This window comes from Neorhizobium petrolearium (assembly GCF_017873175.1).
In the GTDB taxonomy this organism is placed as follows: Bacteria; Pseudomonadota; Alphaproteobacteria; order Rhizobiales; family Rhizobiaceae; genus Neorhizobium; species Neorhizobium petrolearium.
In genome coordinates this window covers 155,960-171,799 of record NZ_JAGGJW010000014.1, presented here as the reverse complement: position 1 = coordinate 171,799, position 15,840 = coordinate 155,960, and the positions used below count along the sequence as shown (strand labels likewise).

Sequence of the window (15,840 nt, the reverse complement as noted above, 5' to 3'; positions counted from 1 at the left end):
AAATGCAGCATATCTAAGCAAGCTGCTGTTCATCATAAACCTCTTGGTAACGCTGTTCTCCTAGATTGGAGGATAACGGCTGCGACGGGGGAGCGTCCGGACGTGAATGGCGTGATGCAAGCGATGAGTGCGGCAGTGTCGAAAACTAAATTCTCTGCCTCCTTTCCCAAGGATGGCGCAACGGTTCCGGGATATTTTCTCGGTTATCTCTTCACCCTGATTCTGGCGGTTTCGATCTTTGCCGCGCCTGCGGAAGCGGCACCGAAATACGCTGGTATCGTCGTGGACGCCAAGACCGGCAAGGTTCTCTATTCGGAAGATCCGGACGGTCTGCGATATCCCGCGTCGCTCACCAAGATGATGACCCTCTATCTCACCTTTGAAGCGCTTGAGGCCGGTCGCCTCAGCCTTGATGCGAAAGTGCCTGTATCCGCCAACGCCGCAGCCGAGCCGCCCTCCAAGCTCGGCGTCCGTGCCGGCGGCTCCGTGACGGTCGATCAGGCGATCCGTGCTCTCGTCACGCGATCCGCAAACGATATCGCGACCGCGCTGGGTGAGTTCCTCGGTGGTTCCGAGGATCGTTTCGCTCAGATGATGACAAGGAAGGCTCGTGCCCTCGGCATGACGCGCACCACCTATCGCAACGCCCATGGCCTGCCGAACACCGCGCAGATGACGACGGCCCGCGATCAGGCAAGGCTTGGCATCGCGCTCCGCCAGCACTTCCCGCAATATTACGGCTATTTCTCCATCCGTAGCTTCAACTTCGGCAAGCAGGTGATCGGCAACCATAACCGCCTGGTCGGCAACGTGAAGGGCGTCGATGGTATCAAGACCGGGTACACCCGTGCCGCCGGCAGCAATCTGGCGACTTCTGCTCAGCTTGACGACCGTTCGATCGTTGCCGTCGTGCTCGGCGGCCGTTCCAGTGCTGCCCGCGACGCGACGATGCGCAAACTCGTTGCCGAATATCTGCCGAAGGCTTCGCGGGGCGGTAGCAGCAACCTGATCGCCCAGGCGGCGCCGTCGGCGCCTGTACCGGTCGCCCCGGTGCGTTCGGCTCCCGCCATCGCCGCCACGCAGTCCGAGGCGCGTCAGATGGCCGCCCTCGATCTGCCGAACAGTGGCCCGATGCCCGGTGCGCGCTACAAGGAACAGCCGGCTGCTGGGGAGACCTCGGCCGTCGCTTCGGCCTATGCCGCTGAGCCCAGTCAAAGGAAGATGATCAGTCAGGCTATGAACACGGCGATGGCCGGTGTGGCAGCCGTCCCGACGCCCGCGCCGGAATATATACCGGCCCGCGCCGAGGACGTCTCCGCTTCCAGCGCCGGTAGCGCCACCGTTGACGAAGTCACCACGGCCTCGACAAAGACATCGGCAAAGGCCACCAGGTCAAACGCCGCCGATGCGACGCCGAGCGGTTGGGTGATCCAGATAGGCGCTTCGCCCGATCAGAAAATGGCAGAGAATCTCCTGCAGACTGCGCAGGATAAGGGCGGCAAGGTACTGCGTTCCGCCAAACCCTTCACCGTCGCCTTCAACAGCAATAGCGGGCAGATCTATCGCGCCCGGTTTGGGGGCTTTGATGACCAGAAGGCCGCTGTGGATGCGTGCAACGCTTTGAAGAAAAAGGGCATCAACTGCTGGGCTTCGCTCCAGTGAACTGCTGGCGATAGCCATGCATCAAGAATGTCCGCGGCGGCTCGCCGCCGCGGCGGAATCTCGAAAGTAATGCGTAAACGGGGTTTCCGATGGGAATGAACGAAAACAGCGTGGAATTCGCCTTGATGTCCTCGCCGCGGGGCAGAGCAAGGGGCGTTGCCCTCAATCCGCTTCATGAGGCGGCCATGCGGCTTGCAGGTATGGGGCTTAGCCGTTCAAAGGAAAAGACGCGCGATCTCGTCGCCATGCTGCTCAGCCATGGTGCCCGCGCCTGGCGCCATTCTCAGCCGGAGGCGCATATCCATCTTCATGTCGGTATGCGCTCCGGCCGGGCACCGGTGCGTCTCAAGCTTCGATAGTTGACCGTACCGGAATCTGCATCCAGATGTTGCCGACTCCGGAGCGAATGTCGGGATCAATGGTCACTGGCTGCTGCAGTCAGAGAAGCCCAAGTTCGGCGAGTTCTCGTCTGAGCTCTTCCGGCAGCGCTGCAACGCCCTCGCCCATCTTGCCGAGATCGCGTGGCGCTTCCTCATCCTTCAGGTAGCGCCAGCCCTGGAAAGGCCGCTTCGGCTGGGGCGCCGTCTCGATCACTTCCGGACCGAGAACGAGATGGCAGCGCTGGATGCCGTCGCCGCCGGTGAATGTCTCGATATTCATGAGCTTTTGGCGGGCCAGCACCTGTCCCTTGATCACCCAGTAAAGGGAGCCGCCTTCGAGAAGTTCCTCGATGCGTTTCGGAACCATGCGTGTCGTATGAACGCTGTGCGGTTCAAGGCCGGCGGCAATCGCATTGAGTGAGCGCTCGGTTACCCACTCTCTGAGGTCTTGGATTGAATCCGCGCCGACACAAAGTTTGATCAGATGAAGAGCCATGGATTTGTTGAAAACCTATTGGCATCGGAGGTCAAGTTTTTGCTCCGTTGCTCCACAGCGGTGAAATGAATCAACACTCGACGACATTGACGGCAAGCCCGCCGGTCGAGGTCTCCTTGTATTTCTCGCTCATGTCGTTGCCGGTCTGCCGCATGGTTTCGATGCAGGCGTCGAGCGGCACGAAATGCGTGCCGTCACCCTTGATGGCAAGCGACGCGGCCGTCACGGCCTTGACGGCGCCAAGCGCGTTGCGCTCGATACAAGGAACCTGCACTAAGCCGGCGACAGGATCGCAGGTCATGCCGAGATGGTGCTCGAGTGCGATTTCCGCAGCATTCTCGATCTGCTCCGGCGAGCCGCCCATGACCGCGGCAAGGCCTGCAGCCGCCATCGCGGCCGCCGACCCCACCTCGCCCTGGCAGCCGACCTCCGCGCCCGAGATCGAGGCATTGTGCTTGATGATGCCGCCGACCGCCGCCGCCGTCAGCAGGAAGTTGCGGATATCCTCCGGCGTCGCATCCTCATGGAAATGCAGGTAGTAGCGGACGGTTGCGGGGATTACCCCCGCTGCACCATTGGTGGGGGCGGTGACCACACGCCCGCCGCCGGCATTCTCTTCGTTGACCGCCATCGCATAGACGGAGAGCCAGTCGTTGGCGAGCAGCGGGTTCAGCCGGTTGCTACGCCATTCCTCGTTGAGCTTGTCATGAATCGCCTTCGCCCGGCGTTTCACCTTCAGCCCGCCCGGCATGATGCCTTCGACCTTCAAGCCCCGGTCGATGCAGCTTTTCATCGCGTCCCAGATGCGGTCGAGGCCGGCATTCAGTTCGGCAGCGCTGATCTTTGTCTCTTCGTTCGCGCGTTTCATCTGGGCGATCGTCAGGCCTGAGCCGCGCGCCATTTCGAGCATCTGCTTTGCCGTGGAGAATGGATAAGGCACCCGTGCATCGCCCGATGATTTCTGCGGGGTGCGCATGGCTTCCAGTTCCGTGTCCGTCACGACGAAGCCGCCACCGATCGAATAGTAGATGCGTTTAAGGAGCAACCGGCCATCGCGATCCAGCGCGGAGAAACTCATGCCGTTGGCATGGCCTGGCAACGGCTGTTTCTTGTCGAAGATGAGATCGGTTTTCGGCTGGAACTGATAGGGCGGATGTCCGGGCGGCGTCACGCGTCCCGTGCGCTCCACCTCGGCAATGATCTCGTCCATCCTGTCCGGATCGACACTTGCCGGCTCTTCGCCCATCAGGCCGAGGATCACCGCCCTACCCGTCCCGTGTCCGATGCCTGTAAAGGCGAGCGAGCCGTGCAGGCTCACCTTCAGGCTCGCGACCTGCGCACCGGCGGGGCGCGGCCATTCGTTCGACAGGATCAGCGCGAGGAAACGGTTCGCCGCCGACATCGGTCCCATCGTGTGGGAACTGGACGGTCCGATGCCGATCTTGAAGACGTCGAAGACGGAGAGGAACATGATAATCCGCGTGGAGATACGATATTGGCAAAGTCTATGTCAGACAGCCGGAATGTTCCAGCGATTGCCCGACATCGGGTTTGATGCCCGCGACATGAGGCAAAAATAGAAACGGCGCGGTTTGAATACCACGCCGAAAGGCCAAAATCCCGCCCAAAAGATTAAGATGAAGATCGCGTCCGCAGGTCAGAAGGCGCCGAACAGATAGGCAAGGGCCATCGCACCGGCAAATCCCACGAGCGCCTTGAATGTCACGCCCCAGCAGGATTTCTGAGCAGTCTCTTCCATGTTGTCTCCAGGTTCTTGCCGCATAAGATAACGTCCTCTCCGGATCGTTATGCCTAACGGTCTATTAAATTCCCGCTGGCTTCGCAATGAGAAAAATGGCGGAAAAAAGACCGAAATCGCATACCTGCTATGATTTAACGTTTCAAGGTTGTTCGCGGTTCCGGACGCATACTTGCCGTGACAACTGAAACAACGCATGACGAAAAGAGATGGACGATTCTCCTGCCTGGTGAGGCCCATGACGATCGCCGACTACATTGCTCTGGCTCTTTTCGCCCTTCTCTGGGCTATCTATTCCTGGATAACGGCGGGATCGGGCGCCCGCTTCTTTCCGCGCGCCAGCCTGAACCGTGCGATGGCCGAACGCCGAAAGCGGTGGATCTACAATTCCCTCCGGCGCGATCTGAAGATGATTGATACTCAGATTTTGGCGGGCTTGCAGAATGGTACGGCCTTCTTTGCTTCGACCTCGATATTTGCCATCGGCGGCTGCTTTGCCCTGCTTGGCGCAACAGACCAGGTGGAAGCCGTCTTCAGCAATCTGCCTCTCGTGGCCTATAGCGGTCGCACCGCTTTCGAGATCAAGGTGGCCGGTCTCACCTTCCTGTTCGGTTATGCCTTCTTCAAGTTTGGCTGGTCCTATCGTCTCTTCAATTATTGCACCATTCTCTTCGGTGCACTGCCGATGATGAGCGATACGAATATTGACCCGGCGGCGGCCGAGCGGGCCGCCGATCAGGTGGTGAGGATGAACACCATCGCGGCCAAGCACTTCAATGCTGGGCTCCGGGCGCTGTTTTTGTCGATCGGCTATCTGGGCTGGTTCGCCGGGCCCTATATGTTCATGGCGATGACCTTGTTCGTGATCTTCGTGCTCACACGCCGTCAATATTTTTCCGAGGCCCGGCTGGCGATCATGGATCGCGATATCCTCTAATCTGGAAAGACCGCCAGTGACCGTTGCAGAAAGCCAGAATCCCGCGCTTAAAATGCCCCGTATCACGCTGATCGACACGCTGCGCGGTTTGGCGCTGATCGCCATGGCGACCTATCACTTCACCTGGGATCTCGAGTTCTTCGGTTATCTCGATCCCGGCACGGCGACCCAGGGTTTCTTTCGGGTCTATGCCCGGTCGATTGCCAGTTCCTTTCTGTTCCTTGCCGGCGTCAGCTTGGTTCTGGCGCATTTTCCGACGATTCGCTGGTACTCCTTCTGGAAGCGCTTCGCCATCGTTGCCGGTGCGGCGATCGCGATCAGCATAGCGACGCTGATCGCTTTCCCGAACGAATGGATCTATTTCGGCATCCTGCACAATATCGCACTGTCGAGCCTGATCGGATTGGCCTTTCTGCGCCTGCCCGCGCTGGTCACCGGCGCAGCCGTCGTTCTGATCGCCGCGGCAATGACCGTCGACTACAGCCTGTCACCCGGGTTGCTCGATTCGACTGCCTTCAATACCCGTTTCCTGAGCTGGCTCGGTTTTGCCGAAATCCCTCCGCGCTCCAACGATTACGTGCCGCTCTTTCCGTGGGTGGCAGCATTGCTGGCCGGTGTCGCCGTCGCCCGCCTGGCAATCTCCATGAACTGGCTGCCGCGGCTTGCCGCCGTCCAAACGAAGCCGAATCTTCTTTCAAAAGCCGGACGCCACAGCCTGATCATCTATCTCTTGCACCAGCCGGTTCTGATCGCGCTCGTCTATCTCGCCTCGCTCGTCCATCCCGCTCCACCACCGGCCCCCCGTCAGAGCTATATGCTGAGCTGTGAAGCCGGCTGCAACAGGCAGACGAACGATCGGGCGCTTTGCGAGCGCTTCTGCGGCTGCACGGCCGACCGTCTCATGGCGCAGTCGCTCATCATCCCGCTGCAGACCGGCACGATCGCCCCGCAGGACGACCGTGTCCAGGCAATTGCCGAGGAATGCTCCATCGGTCTGCAGTTATCTGACTAAATATCACGTTCCGACGCCGATTTCGGCAAGCCGTGTCAGGCAGGCTTCCTCGACATTGTTGAGTTCAGCGAGCGTATCGTCGATGTCCTTGCGCTTCTGACGCAGTTCCTCGCGTTTCTCGTCGACGCGCTTCATCAGAAGCTTGAGCTGCCCCATCTCGCCCGGCGGTTCCTTGTAGACCTGGATGATTTCGCGGATCTCGGCGATCGTGAAGCCGATCCTGCGACCGCGCAGGATCTCCTGGATGAGCCTCCTGTCCGCCGCCCTGAAGAGCCGCGTGCGACCCCGGCGCTCCGGATGGATAAGGCCTTCATCCTCGTAGAAACGAAGCGTGCGGGTCGAGACCCCGAATTCGCGCGTCAGTTCCGTTATGCTGTAATATTTGTTCACAACCGTATCCTGTTACTCTTCCGCCCAAAATAATTGACTTTTACGTAACAGTCAATTTTGGGTCAGTTCAGCAGCCAGAGGGTAGCCAGTCCCAGGAACGAGAAGAAACCGGTCGTGTCGGTGATGGCGGTGACGAAGACGGCCGAGGACACGGCCGGATCGGCGCCGGCCCGGTCGAGGACCAGCGGAATCATGATGCCTGCCATGGCGGCTGCGAACATGTTGATCAGCATGGCGGTGGCGATAAGCCCGCCGATATGTACGTTGTGGAACCAAAGGCCCGCCACGGTGCCGACAAGGCAGCCGATGACGATCCCGTTGATGAGGCCGACGCCCGCTTCCCGTCGCGCGACGCGCCAGGCGTTGTGGATGTCGAGATTGCGGGTGGCAAGTGCCCGCACGGTGACGGTCATCGTCTGCGAACCGGCATTGCCCCCCATGCCGGCGACGATCGGCATCAGGATCGCAAGCGCCACGACCTGTTCGATCGTCGCCTCGAAAAGAGAGATCACCGAGGCCGAAATGAAGGCAGTGAAGAGGTTGACGAGCAGCCACGGCACGCGTGAGCGCGATGTGTCGGTGACCGAGTCGGAGAGTTCTTCGTCGCCGACGCCCGAGAGGCGCATGATGTCCTCTTCCGCCTCTTCCTGGATGACGTCCACCACGTCGTCGATGGTGAGCACGCCGACCAGCCGCCCGTTCTCGTCCACGACGGCGGCGGACAAGAGGTCATACTGCTCAAAGATCTGTGCCGCCTCCTCCTGGTCCATGTCGGCGGGAATCGGATGATTGGTCTCGCGCATGATCGTCTCGATCTTGATCTGACGCTTGGTGCGCAGAATCCTGTCGAGATCGATGACGCCGAGCAGCTTGAATGTCGGATCGATGACGAAGATCTGCGTGAAACTCTCCGGCAGGTCCTCCTCATCGCGCATGTAGTCGATCGTCTGGCCGACGGTCCAGAATGGCGGCACGGCGACGAATTCCGTCTGCATGCGACGGCCAGCCGATTGTTCCGGATAATCGAGCGCCCGCCTGAGCCTCACCCTTTCGGTGAACGGCAGCTGCGCAAGAATCTCTTCCCGATCCGCGTGGTCGAGGTCTTCGAGAATGTAGACGGCGTCGTCCGAATCGAGATCGCCGATCGCGGCCGCGATCTGCTCGTTCGGCATCTGGTCGACGATTTCGAGGCGGATCGCCTCGTCCACCTCGGTCAGCGCGGTGAGGTCGAAGTCCTTGCCAAGCAGCCTGACCAGCGCCTGGCGCTGTTCGGGCAGGATCGCTTCGAGAAGATCGCCGAGCTCCGATTCGTGCAGGCGGGCGACGTGGCTCCGCAGGAAGAGCACGTCGCGGTCTGCGATCGCCGCCCCCACCATCGCCAGGAAATCGGCGCGGATCGAACCGTCTTCGGAATAGATATCGTCGCCGGCCTCGTCGGTATTTGTGCGCAGGCGGTCGTCTTCGCCGATATCGCTCATCTGCCGCCCTCGCTGCTCGTATCCGACAAAAGGAGAATGGCGGCTGAAAGCATATTGTCAACAACCGGATAGCTCTATCCGATGCTATTGCTCGTGCCACCGGTTTTCCTGCTAGAACAATTGGCGGCGCGGGTCCAGCCGGCACTGCAACGCACCGCATGGAAGATGCTCGAAGGAAGTGAAGACATGGCCGTTTGTCCGATCCTGAAATATCCCGATCCGGGCCTTGCCAGATCCTGCCAGCCGGTCCGTGTCTTCGATGGAAATCTCAAAGCCCTCGCCCATGATCTTCTCGATACGATGAGGGCGGCGCCTGGCGTCGGAATCACCGCCGCCCACATCGGCATCTTCACCCGCCTCGTGGTGCTGGAATTGTCGAAGGAGATCGGCCCCCGCTTCTATGCCAATCCGGAGATCCTGGCTCTTTCGGAGGAGACGATGCGACACATGGAAGGCAGCGTCTCCATGCCCGGCGTCACCGACGAGATCGAACGCCCGCGTAAAATCCGTTTCCGCTATCAGGATATCGACGGGGCCTTCCACGAAGAGGAAGCCGAAGGCTTCTACGCCGTCTGCATGCAGCACGAGATCGACCAGCTCGGCGGCATCTTCTGGCTGAAGCGGCTTTCTCGCCTGAAGCGGGACCGTCTGATCCGCAAGTGGGGCAAAGGAAAATAACCCATCGAGGCGAACCAAAATCGCGTCCATTCGTTTTCCGGTCGCAGCAAGCAGGAGCTACGGCCATGAATCCAACTGCAGACAAGACAGCAGCCGAACTGGAACGACAAATCTCCCAAAGGCTGGCAAATCTTCCTGATGTCGACGCGTCCATGATCGAGCCGCATGTCGAAGGAACACGGGTGATCCTGGAGGGTTCCGTCGATACCGTGTTCTCAGCACGCAAGGCGGTGCTGGGCGTGAGAACCGTGGATGGCGTCCACGATGTCGAAAGCCATCTGACGCTCACGGGCAACAAGGATGGCGCGTCAGGGCGTCATTGATGCTATACTGTCCGGCGTACCAGGCAGTGCGCCGGGTCCGGGATCGAAGGCGACAGGAGACGACCATGCCGGGCAAGAAAAAGGCCGACGACATTTCCCGCGAAGAAGATTTTCGCGACTACGACGACCGAAATATCGACGAGGGCTGGCCCTATGACGATGACCCCGGCGCAGATGGCCGGCCGATCGACAATGCCGCCTATGGCCAACCGGCTGCCAATTTCGATACCGAGCAGAATCGCGGCTATCGTGTCGACGAGGCGGATTTCGACGGTCTGGAGGAGCGTGTCGTCGACAGCATCCATCCTGGCACCGAAGGCCTTGAAGATGCGGATGATATGGAGGAGCGCGTAACGGACGCGATCGAAAATCTCGACCTGATCGATATGGACTCGATCGACGTGCATGTCGATGAGGGCCGGGTGACGCTGGAAGGCGTGGTTGACGATGCAGCGACCTCCCGCAGGATCGTTCTTACGGCACAGGGCGTTTCCGGCGTCCGTCACGTCGTCAATAATCTCCGGCTCGAGGGCGTCGACAGCCGCATTCCCGATGAAGACTAACCGATCTCGACGGAAAACTCGGGCGAGCCTTTCAGCGTGTTGCTGACGGTGCAGATTTCTTCGGCCATGTGGATGATCTCGGCCTTCTGCTCCACAGTAAAATCCCCTTCGACACGGAAGCTCACGATGAAGCGGGTAATCCGTGAAGGACCTTCATGGGCCTTTTCGCCGGTCACATGCGCCCTCACCTCTGCAAGCTTGTCGAGAACGCCGAGCTTGCTTGCCGCGATCCGGCCGCTGAGCACGAGGCAGGCGGCAAGCGAGGAGAACATCAGGTCGAGCGGATTGAAGCCTGGTTCCGAAGCGCCCGTCACGACCTCCACCTGGCCGTTCGTCTCGCTTGTCACCTGCGGGTGACCGATGCGCCCGAGCACCGCTGTCGCGCCGATCGGGCGGGCCTTCACTTTCAGCTCCACCATTGCCTTCTCCTTACGGCTCCGAAATCGTCTGCCCGAAGATTTCCCCAAACGCCTCGCGCAGCCTCATGTCGACATCGGCCATCATCACCGGCAGGCCGAGATCGACGAGGCTCGTGACACCATAGGCGCTGATCCCGCAGGGCACGATGCCGGAGAAGTGCGAAAGGTCCGGATCGACATTGAGGGACAGGCCGTGGAAGCTCACCCAGCGGCGCAGTCGGATGCCGAGCGCGGCGACCTTGTCCTCGGTCATAGAGCCGTCTGGCAGGCGCGGTTTTTCCGGCCGGCGTATCCAAACGCCTACGCGGTCCTCGCGCCGCTCGCCGCGCACATTCATCATGTCGAGCGTGCGGATCACCAGCTCTTCCAGCGCCGCTACATAGGCGCGCACGTCCTGTCGCCGGCGCTTGAGGTCGAGCATCACATAAGCGACCCGCTGGCCTGGGCCATGATAGGTATATTCGCCGCCGCGGCCTGTGGAAAACACCGGGAATCGGTCGGGCTCGATGAGATCGGCGGAATTGGCGCTGGTGCCGGCGGTGTAGAGCGGTGGATGTTCGAGCAGCCAGACGAGTTCGTCTGCGCGCCCGTCGGCGATCGCGGCTACCTCCTGCTCCATTTCGGCCACCGCCTCCTGATAAGGCACGAGCCCATCGGAAATCCGCCAGCGTACGGGAGGAGAACCGGGCTTCGGCAGCATGGAAAGATCGAGGTCGGTGCGTGTCAGCATGGAAGGTCTTCTGGCAAAAACGACGGGAGGCGGCAAGGGCCGGTTTTCCGGCCGCTTCCATATAGGCATTTCGACTGCCGATTTTTATCCTTCAAAAATCTGTCACGGCACACTTGTGCCCGCGAAATCGTTTTGCTACATGCTGCCCCGCCGGCGCAAGTCGGCACCTACCACGATGCGGTCGTGGCGGAATTGGTAGACGCGCAGCGTTGAGGTCGCTGTGGGGCAACCCGTGGAAGTTCGAGTCTTCTCGACCGCACCAACAAACCCGCTTCGGCGGGTTTTTTGCTGTCCGGGCCTGTCGTTCGCCCTATGTATCAGCCGCTTGAAGATCGTCACCCGCTGTGATTTGAAGAAGACTGTTCTTCGAAAGCGCCGGCATGCCCCCGTCCACATCCGAAAATCCCTTGAAGGGCATGGCCATCATGGCCACCTGCATGGTCATCCTGCCGACGATGGACGCAATCGCCAAATACATGGCGACGTTCGAGGCCATGTCGCCCGGCCAGGTGACGTTCTACCGATTCTTTTTCCAACTCGTCTGCATCCTGCCGCTGGTCCTCTTCACCAGTACGGCCGTCTTCAGGGCGAGGCGCCCCTGGATGAATCTCTTCCGCGGCGTCCTGCATGCGGCGGCGAGCCTCATGTTCTTCGTCGCGGTCAAATACATGCCGCTCGCCGACGTCTTCGCCATCTATTTCGTCGAGCCTTTCATGCTCACCATGATGTCGGCGATCTTTTTGGGAGAAAAGGTCGGCTGGCGGCGCTGGCTGGCAATCGTCGTCGGTTTCGGCGGCGCCATGATCGTCATCCAGCCGAGCTATGCGATCTTCGGCTGGACGGCGCTTCTGCCGGTGATCTGTGCCTTTCTCTATACGCTTTACCTCTTCCTGAACCGGGCGATCGGCGAAGCCGATTCGCCGCTTGTCATGCAGACCATGGCGGGCGTCGGCGGTACGCTCTTCATGGCGGCAGCGCTCGGCCTGGGCGATCGTATGGGAGAGGCGGATTTCGCCCCCTCCCTTCCCGGCTCCTGGCTCGGTCTTTTTCTGCTGATACTGCTCGGTTCGATCTCCGGTTACATGCACCTGCTGGTCGTTCGCGCCTTCCGCCTGGCGCCGCTTTCGCTGCTCGCACCCTTCCAGTATTTCGAGATCATCTCCGCAACGGTGTTGGGATATGCCCTTTTCGGCGACTTTCCGACGGCCTCCAAATGGCTCGGAATCGCGATCATCGTCGCCTCCGGCCTCTTCATCATCTGGCGGGAACGGCTCAAATCGAAACAGGTCGAGGCCCTTTAACGGTTTCCTTGAACGTCAGTTAACTCCGCTCCTTTCAGCACTCTCAACTTCTTTTCCGTATGCTCCACATGCAGTTTCATGATGAAACGGGGAGAGAAAGATGAGCGGGTTCCGCTTTTCTTTTCCGGCATGCGTCATCGCCGGGAAGGGTCGGATCGTGGCCGATGATGTTTTGATGCTGCGCAAATACGCGTTTCCAGATGGCATCCGCTCTTCCGATGACGCGCTTGCGCTTTTTGCGCTGAACGAGGCTTGTCCCGAGTCAGGTCCTGAATGGACCGCCTACTTCATCGAGAGCCTGACGATGTTCCTCGTCTACGGAAGTACGCCAGAGGGTGTCATCGATGATGGCAAGGCGGGTTGGCTGATGCGCACGATCACCACTGACGGCGCCATCCATTCCGCTCTCGAACTGGAACTCCTGCTGCACACGATGGAAGTTGCATCCGAAGTGCCGGAAAGCCTTTCCGCCTTCGTGCTCGATCAGGTCCGCCTGGCCCTCTGTCCGGATCCCCGCGGCGCTTATCACGCAGGCCGTCCTGCTGCTGAGGGCGTCTCGGCTTACGACCTTGCCCATATCTGGCGCGTTCTGCGCGGTGCCCTGGAACGCGGCCGGCTGGTGCTTTCGCCACTTGAAGCACTGGTGCTGCGCGAAATCGATCGCCTTGCCGCCCCCTCCGATCACCATCCCGCCTGGCGCGAGATGATGGCGGCGGTTGTGATGGTCGAAAGGCCGAAGGAGATGCTGCGCGCGAAGCGGTGGCTGGCAATCGATGACCGGCATCTTCTGGACGAACACGTTGCCGCATAAAACCGTCCTGGGCTTGCCTTTCGGCCGGTCGATTGTCGCGCCGCAGCCGTGCCATTGACATTCGAGCGTGAACTGGCTCCAAAGGCGGCATGAAGACCGAAAATCCTCCGCTTCCTTCCGGCTATTCCGCCGTCCCGCCCGGCAAGCTCGCAAATGTCGAGACACGACTCGAAATGTTTGCGCGGCCCCCTGCAAAAGCCGCACCTGAGACTGATGCAGCGCTTGTCCTCAAGCGCTGGCTATCTCCCGAGATAGAGGCTTACCGTGCGCTCTTCAGCGCGGTCGGCGAGGATTGGATGTGGGTTTCCCGCCTCGTCATGGCCGATGACAAACTTGCTGCCATCCTGAGGGATCCGCAAGTCGAAGTCTTCAGGCTGATGGACGGCGATCGCGCCATCGGCTTGCTGGAACTGGATTTCCGCGAAGAAAGCGAATGTGAACTGACCTTCTTCGGACTCGTCGCGGACGCCATCGGCAAGGGTGCCGGCCGCTTCCTGATGGATCGTGCAATCGAAATCGCCTGGTCACGTCCCATTCGTCGCTTCTGGGTGCATACCTGCACTTTCGATCATCCCTCTGCGGTAGAATTCTACCAGCGTTCCGGCTTCCGGCCCTATGCCTTCATGGTCGAAGTCATCGACGATCCGCGCCTTGTGGGCCTGATGCCGAAAAATGCAGCAGCGCATGTGCCGCTGATTGAGTTCTAGTACCGTCACCAATTACGACCGAGGGCGGTTCCTTACGGCTTGAGCCACAGCACCTCCCCGTGCGAAGGTCCGCCCGGATTCGAAAAGTACCAAGGGAGAGACAAGATGGATGTCCGTGCCGCCGTTGCCGTCCAGGCTGGAAAACCGCTCGAAGTGATGACCGTTAAGCTCGAAGGCCCGAAGGCCGGCGAGGTGCTGGTGGAGGTCAAGGCGACCGGCATCTGCCACACCGACGACTTCACGCTCTCCGGTGCCGATCCGGAAGGTCTCTTCCCGGCCATCCTTGGTCATGAGGGCGCCGGCATCGTTGTCGATGTCGGTCCCGGCGTCACGTCGGTGAAAAAGGGCGATCACGTCATTCCGCTCTACACGCCGGAATGCCGCGAATGCCCCTCCTGCCTGTCACGGAAGACGAATCTCTGCACCGCGATCCGCTCCACCCAGGGCCAGGGTGTCATGCCGGACGGCACGTCGCGTTTCTCGATCGGCAAGGACAAGATCCATCATTATATGGGTTGTTCGACCTTCGCGAACTACACAGTCCTGCCGGAGATCGCTGTCGCCAAGGTCAATCCCGACGCTCCCTTCGACAAGATCTGCTATATCGGTTGCGGCGTCACGACCGGCATCGGCGCGGTCATCAATACGGCCAAGGTCGAGATCGGATCGACCGCGATCGTCTTCGGCCTCGGCGGCATCGGCTTGAACGTCATCCAGGGGCTTCGCCTTGCCGGCGCCGACATGATTATCGGCGTTGACCTGAACAACGACAAGAAGGTCTGGGGCGAACGTTTCGGCATGACCCATTTCGTCAATCCGAAGGAGGTCGGCGACGATATCGTGCCTTACCTCGTCAACATGACGAAGCGCGGCGCGGACCAGATCGGTGGTGCCGACTATACGTTCGACTGCACCGGCAATACCAGGGTGATGCGCCAGGCGCTGGAAGCCTCGCATCGCGGCTGGGGCAAGTCGGTCGTGATCGGGGTTGCCGGCGCCGGCCAGGAAATCTCCACCCGTCCGTTCCAGCTTGTCACGGGCCGTACCTGGATGGGAACCGCCTTTGGTGGTGCGCGCGGCCGCACCGACGTGCCGAAGATCGTCGACTGGTACATGGAAGGCAAGATCGAGATCGATCCGATGATCACCCACACCATGCCGCTCGAAGACATCAACAAGGGTTTTGAGCTGATGCATGGCGGAGAATCCATCCGCAGCGTCGTGATCTACTGACGGAAAAGCACCGTTTCGGAAAAAAATCGTGGCAGGAATGTCTGCCCCGCCTCACTTCGTTCGTCATCGGTACAGAAGTCGATGAAGGCTTCCGTACCGACAGGAGAGAAGACGATGCGCGTTATGGTTATAGTCAGGGCTACCAAGGACAGCGAGGCAGGGATCCTGCCTTCGACCGAACTCCTGGAGGCTATGGGGAAGTATAACGAGGAACTAATTGCCGCGGGCATCATGCTTGCTGGCGAAGGTCTCAAACCGTCCTCGGCCGGCAAACGGGTCGCATTCGACGGCGTGAGCCGGATCGTTATGGACGGCCCCTTCACCGAAACCCGCGAAGTGATCGCCGGCTTCTGGCTGTGGCAGGTCAAGGACGTGGCCGAGGCTGTCGAGTGGGTCAAACGCTGCCCCAATCCCATGCCCGGTCCGAGCGAGATCGAAATACGGCCGCTCTACGAACTGGCCGACTTCGGCGAGACGCTGACGCCGGAGGTGAGAGATCTGCACGAGCGCACTCGTGCGAAAACCTCCGGCTGAACACGACAGCGCGGGCGACGGTCACCCGCGTCATGCTGCTCGAAGATATCAACAGGTTTTTTCGCTCATGCGTGGCGGCGAATCGATCCGCGGCGTAGTGATCTAGCAAGCGCGGCACTCATACCTTGTCATTGCGGCGCTTGCCATCGCAGCGAACAAATCTATGATTCCGATTCCAATCAATGGAGACGAGCAGACGATGTACAAGTTCGAAATCTACAAGGATAAGGCCGGAGAGTTCCGTTTCCGCTTCAAGGCTCCAAACGGCCAGACCATGTTCTCGTCCGAGGGGTATTCGGCTAAGGCTTCTGCCGTCTCCGCGATCGAGTCCATCCAGAAGAATGCACCTGGCGCGGCGATCGACGACCAGACAGTGGCTACCGCCTGAGTGATAGCTTCTTCCCTTCACGCTCAGCTTTATCGCCTG

At 60.2% G+C, this 15,840-nt stretch carries 19 protein-coding genes and 1 tRNA gene; 14 read left to right on the top strand and 6 right to left on the bottom strand.

The features are described from left to right. Window positions 1–114 precede the first annotated feature (114 nt). Both J2046_RS25015 and J2046_RS25010 read left to right on the top strand, forming a co-directional pair. Window positions 115–1,662, top strand: coding sequence for a D-alanyl-D-alanine carboxypeptidase (locus tag J2046_RS25015; protein ID WP_210056584.1), 1,548 nt, complete (start codon window positions 115–117; stop codon window positions 1,660–1,662). Window positions 1,663–1,751: 89 nt separating this feature from the next. Then, window positions 1,752–2,021 carry a hypothetical protein gene (locus J2046_RS25010; RefSeq protein ID WP_210056498.1) on the top strand — a complete coding sequence of 90 codons (270 nt, stop codon included), beginning with the start codon at window positions 1,752–1,754 and terminating at the stop codon, window positions 2,019–2,021. A 79-nt stretch (window positions 2,022–2,100) separates the two neighbouring features. On the opposite strand, the gene J2046_RS25005 is transcribed toward J2046_RS25010, so the two are convergent. Continuing rightward, window positions 2,101–2,538 carry a DUF1489 family protein gene (locus J2046_RS25005; protein ID WP_210056496.1) on the bottom strand — a complete coding sequence of 146 codons (438 nt, stop codon included), beginning with the start codon at window positions 2,536–2,538 and terminating at the stop codon, window positions 2,101–2,103. 70 nt (window positions 2,539–2,608) lie between these two features. After that, window positions 2,609–4,009 carry an L-serine ammonia-lyase gene (locus tag J2046_RS25000; protein ID WP_210056494.1) on the bottom strand — a complete coding sequence of 467 codons (1,401 nt, stop codon included), beginning with the start codon at window positions 4,007–4,009 and terminating at the stop codon, window positions 2,609–2,611. A 526-nt stretch (window positions 4,010–4,535) separates the two neighbouring features. Here J2046_RS25000 and J2046_RS24995 point away from each other — a divergent pair. Continuing rightward, a complete protein-coding gene (locus J2046_RS24995; protein ID WP_210056492.1) occupies window positions 4,536–5,234 on the top strand; it encodes a DUF599 domain-containing protein in 699 nt (232 codons plus the stop codon). A 52-nt stretch (window positions 5,235–5,286) separates the two neighbouring features. After that, window positions 5,287–6,246 carry a DUF1624 domain-containing protein gene (locus J2046_RS24990; RefSeq protein ID WP_210056582.1) on the top strand — a complete coding sequence of 320 codons (960 nt, stop codon included), beginning with the start codon at window positions 5,287–5,289 and terminating at the stop codon, window positions 6,244–6,246. 3 nt (window positions 6,247–6,249) lie between these two features. On the opposite strand, the gene J2046_RS24985 is transcribed toward J2046_RS24990, so the two are convergent. Both J2046_RS24985 and mgtE read right to left on the bottom strand, forming a co-directional pair. Beyond that, window positions 6,250–6,636 (bottom strand): MerR family transcriptional regulator, encoded by a 387-nt coding sequence (locus J2046_RS24985; protein WP_037147032.1) that lies wholly within the window; start codon window positions 6,634–6,636, stop codon window positions 6,250–6,252. Between the two features lie 62 nt (window positions 6,637–6,698). Continuing rightward, window positions 6,699–8,114 carry a magnesium transporter gene (mgtE, locus tag J2046_RS24980; RefSeq protein ID WP_210056490.1) on the bottom strand — a complete coding sequence of 472 codons (1,416 nt, stop codon included), beginning with the start codon at window positions 8,112–8,114 and terminating at the stop codon, window positions 6,699–6,701. Between the two features lie 186 nt (window positions 8,115–8,300). Between mgtE and J2046_RS24975 the strand changes: the two genes are divergently transcribed. From J2046_RS24975 to J2046_RS24965, 3 genes are all read left to right on the top strand, one after another. After that, complete coding sequence (locus J2046_RS24975) at window positions 8,301–8,792, top strand: peptide deformylase (protein WP_210056579.1); 492 nt, start codon at window positions 8,301–8,303, stop codon at window positions 8,790–8,792. Between the two features lie 65 nt (window positions 8,793–8,857). Next, window positions 8,858–9,115 carry a BON domain-containing protein gene (locus J2046_RS24970; RefSeq protein ID WP_210056488.1) on the top strand — a complete coding sequence of 86 codons (258 nt, stop codon included), beginning with the start codon at window positions 8,858–8,860 and terminating at the stop codon, window positions 9,113–9,115. A gap of 65 nt (window positions 9,116–9,180) precedes the next feature. Beyond that, the gene (locus tag J2046_RS24965; protein ID WP_210056486.1) at window positions 9,181–9,678 is read left to right on the top strand and encodes a BON domain-containing protein; all 498 of its coding nucleotides are present in this window, start codon (window positions 9,181–9,183) and stop codon (window positions 9,676–9,678) included. Here the strand turns inward: J2046_RS24965 and J2046_RS24960 are convergent. Both J2046_RS24960 and lipB read right to left on the bottom strand, forming a co-directional pair. Next, window positions 9,675–10,097 carry an OsmC family protein gene (locus J2046_RS24960; protein ID WP_210056484.1) on the bottom strand — a complete coding sequence of 141 codons (423 nt, stop codon included), beginning with the start codon at window positions 10,095–10,097 and terminating at the stop codon, window positions 9,675–9,677. The two genes, J2046_RS24965 and J2046_RS24960, sit on opposite strands and share 4 nt — an antisense overlap. A gap of 10 nt (window positions 10,098–10,107) precedes the next feature. After that, on the bottom strand, window positions 10,108–10,827 hold the full coding sequence (gene lipB / locus J2046_RS24955) for a lipoyl(octanoyl) transferase LipB (RefSeq protein WP_210056483.1): 720 nt from the start codon (window positions 10,825–10,827) through the stop codon (window positions 10,108–10,110). Window positions 10,828–11,004: 177 nt separating this feature from the next. Between lipB and J2046_RS24950 the strand changes: the two genes are divergently transcribed. From J2046_RS24950 to J2046_RS24920, 7 genes are all read left to right on the top strand, one after another. Beyond that, a tRNA-Leu gene (locus J2046_RS24950) sits at window positions 11,005–11,089 on the top strand. 118 nt (window positions 11,090–11,207) lie between these two features. Next, the gene (locus J2046_RS24945; RefSeq protein ID WP_210056480.1) at window positions 11,208–12,128 is read left to right on the top strand and encodes a DMT family transporter; all 921 of its coding nucleotides are present in this window, start codon (window positions 11,208–11,210) and stop codon (window positions 12,126–12,128) included. A gap of 100 nt (window positions 12,129–12,228) precedes the next feature. Next, window positions 12,229–12,939, top strand: a complete 711-nt coding sequence (locus J2046_RS24940) for a hypothetical protein (RefSeq protein ID WP_210056479.1) — start codon at window positions 12,229–12,231, stop codon at window positions 12,937–12,939. Window positions 12,940–13,028: 89 nt separating this feature from the next. Then, window positions 13,029–13,646 (top strand): GNAT family N-acetyltransferase, encoded by a 618-nt coding sequence (locus J2046_RS24935; protein WP_210056477.1) that lies wholly within the window; start codon window positions 13,029–13,031, stop codon window positions 13,644–13,646. Window positions 13,647–13,751: 105 nt separating this feature from the next. After that, complete coding sequence (locus J2046_RS24930; protein ID WP_210056475.1) at window positions 13,752–14,879, top strand: S-(hydroxymethyl)glutathione dehydrogenase/class III alcohol dehydrogenase; 1,128 nt, start codon at window positions 13,752–13,754, stop codon at window positions 14,877–14,879. Window positions 14,880–14,993: 114 nt separating this feature from the next. Next, window positions 14,994–15,413: a YciI family protein gene (locus tag J2046_RS24925; RefSeq protein ID WP_210056473.1), complete on the top strand. Its 420-nt coding sequence runs from the start codon at window positions 14,994–14,996 to the stop codon at window positions 15,411–15,413. Between the two features lie 199 nt (window positions 15,414–15,612). After that, the gene (locus tag J2046_RS24920) at window positions 15,613–15,801 is read left to right on the top strand and encodes a YegP family protein (RefSeq protein ID WP_210056471.1); all 189 of its coding nucleotides are present in this window, start codon (window positions 15,613–15,615) and stop codon (window positions 15,799–15,801) included. Window positions 15,802–15,840 lie beyond the last annotated feature (39 nt).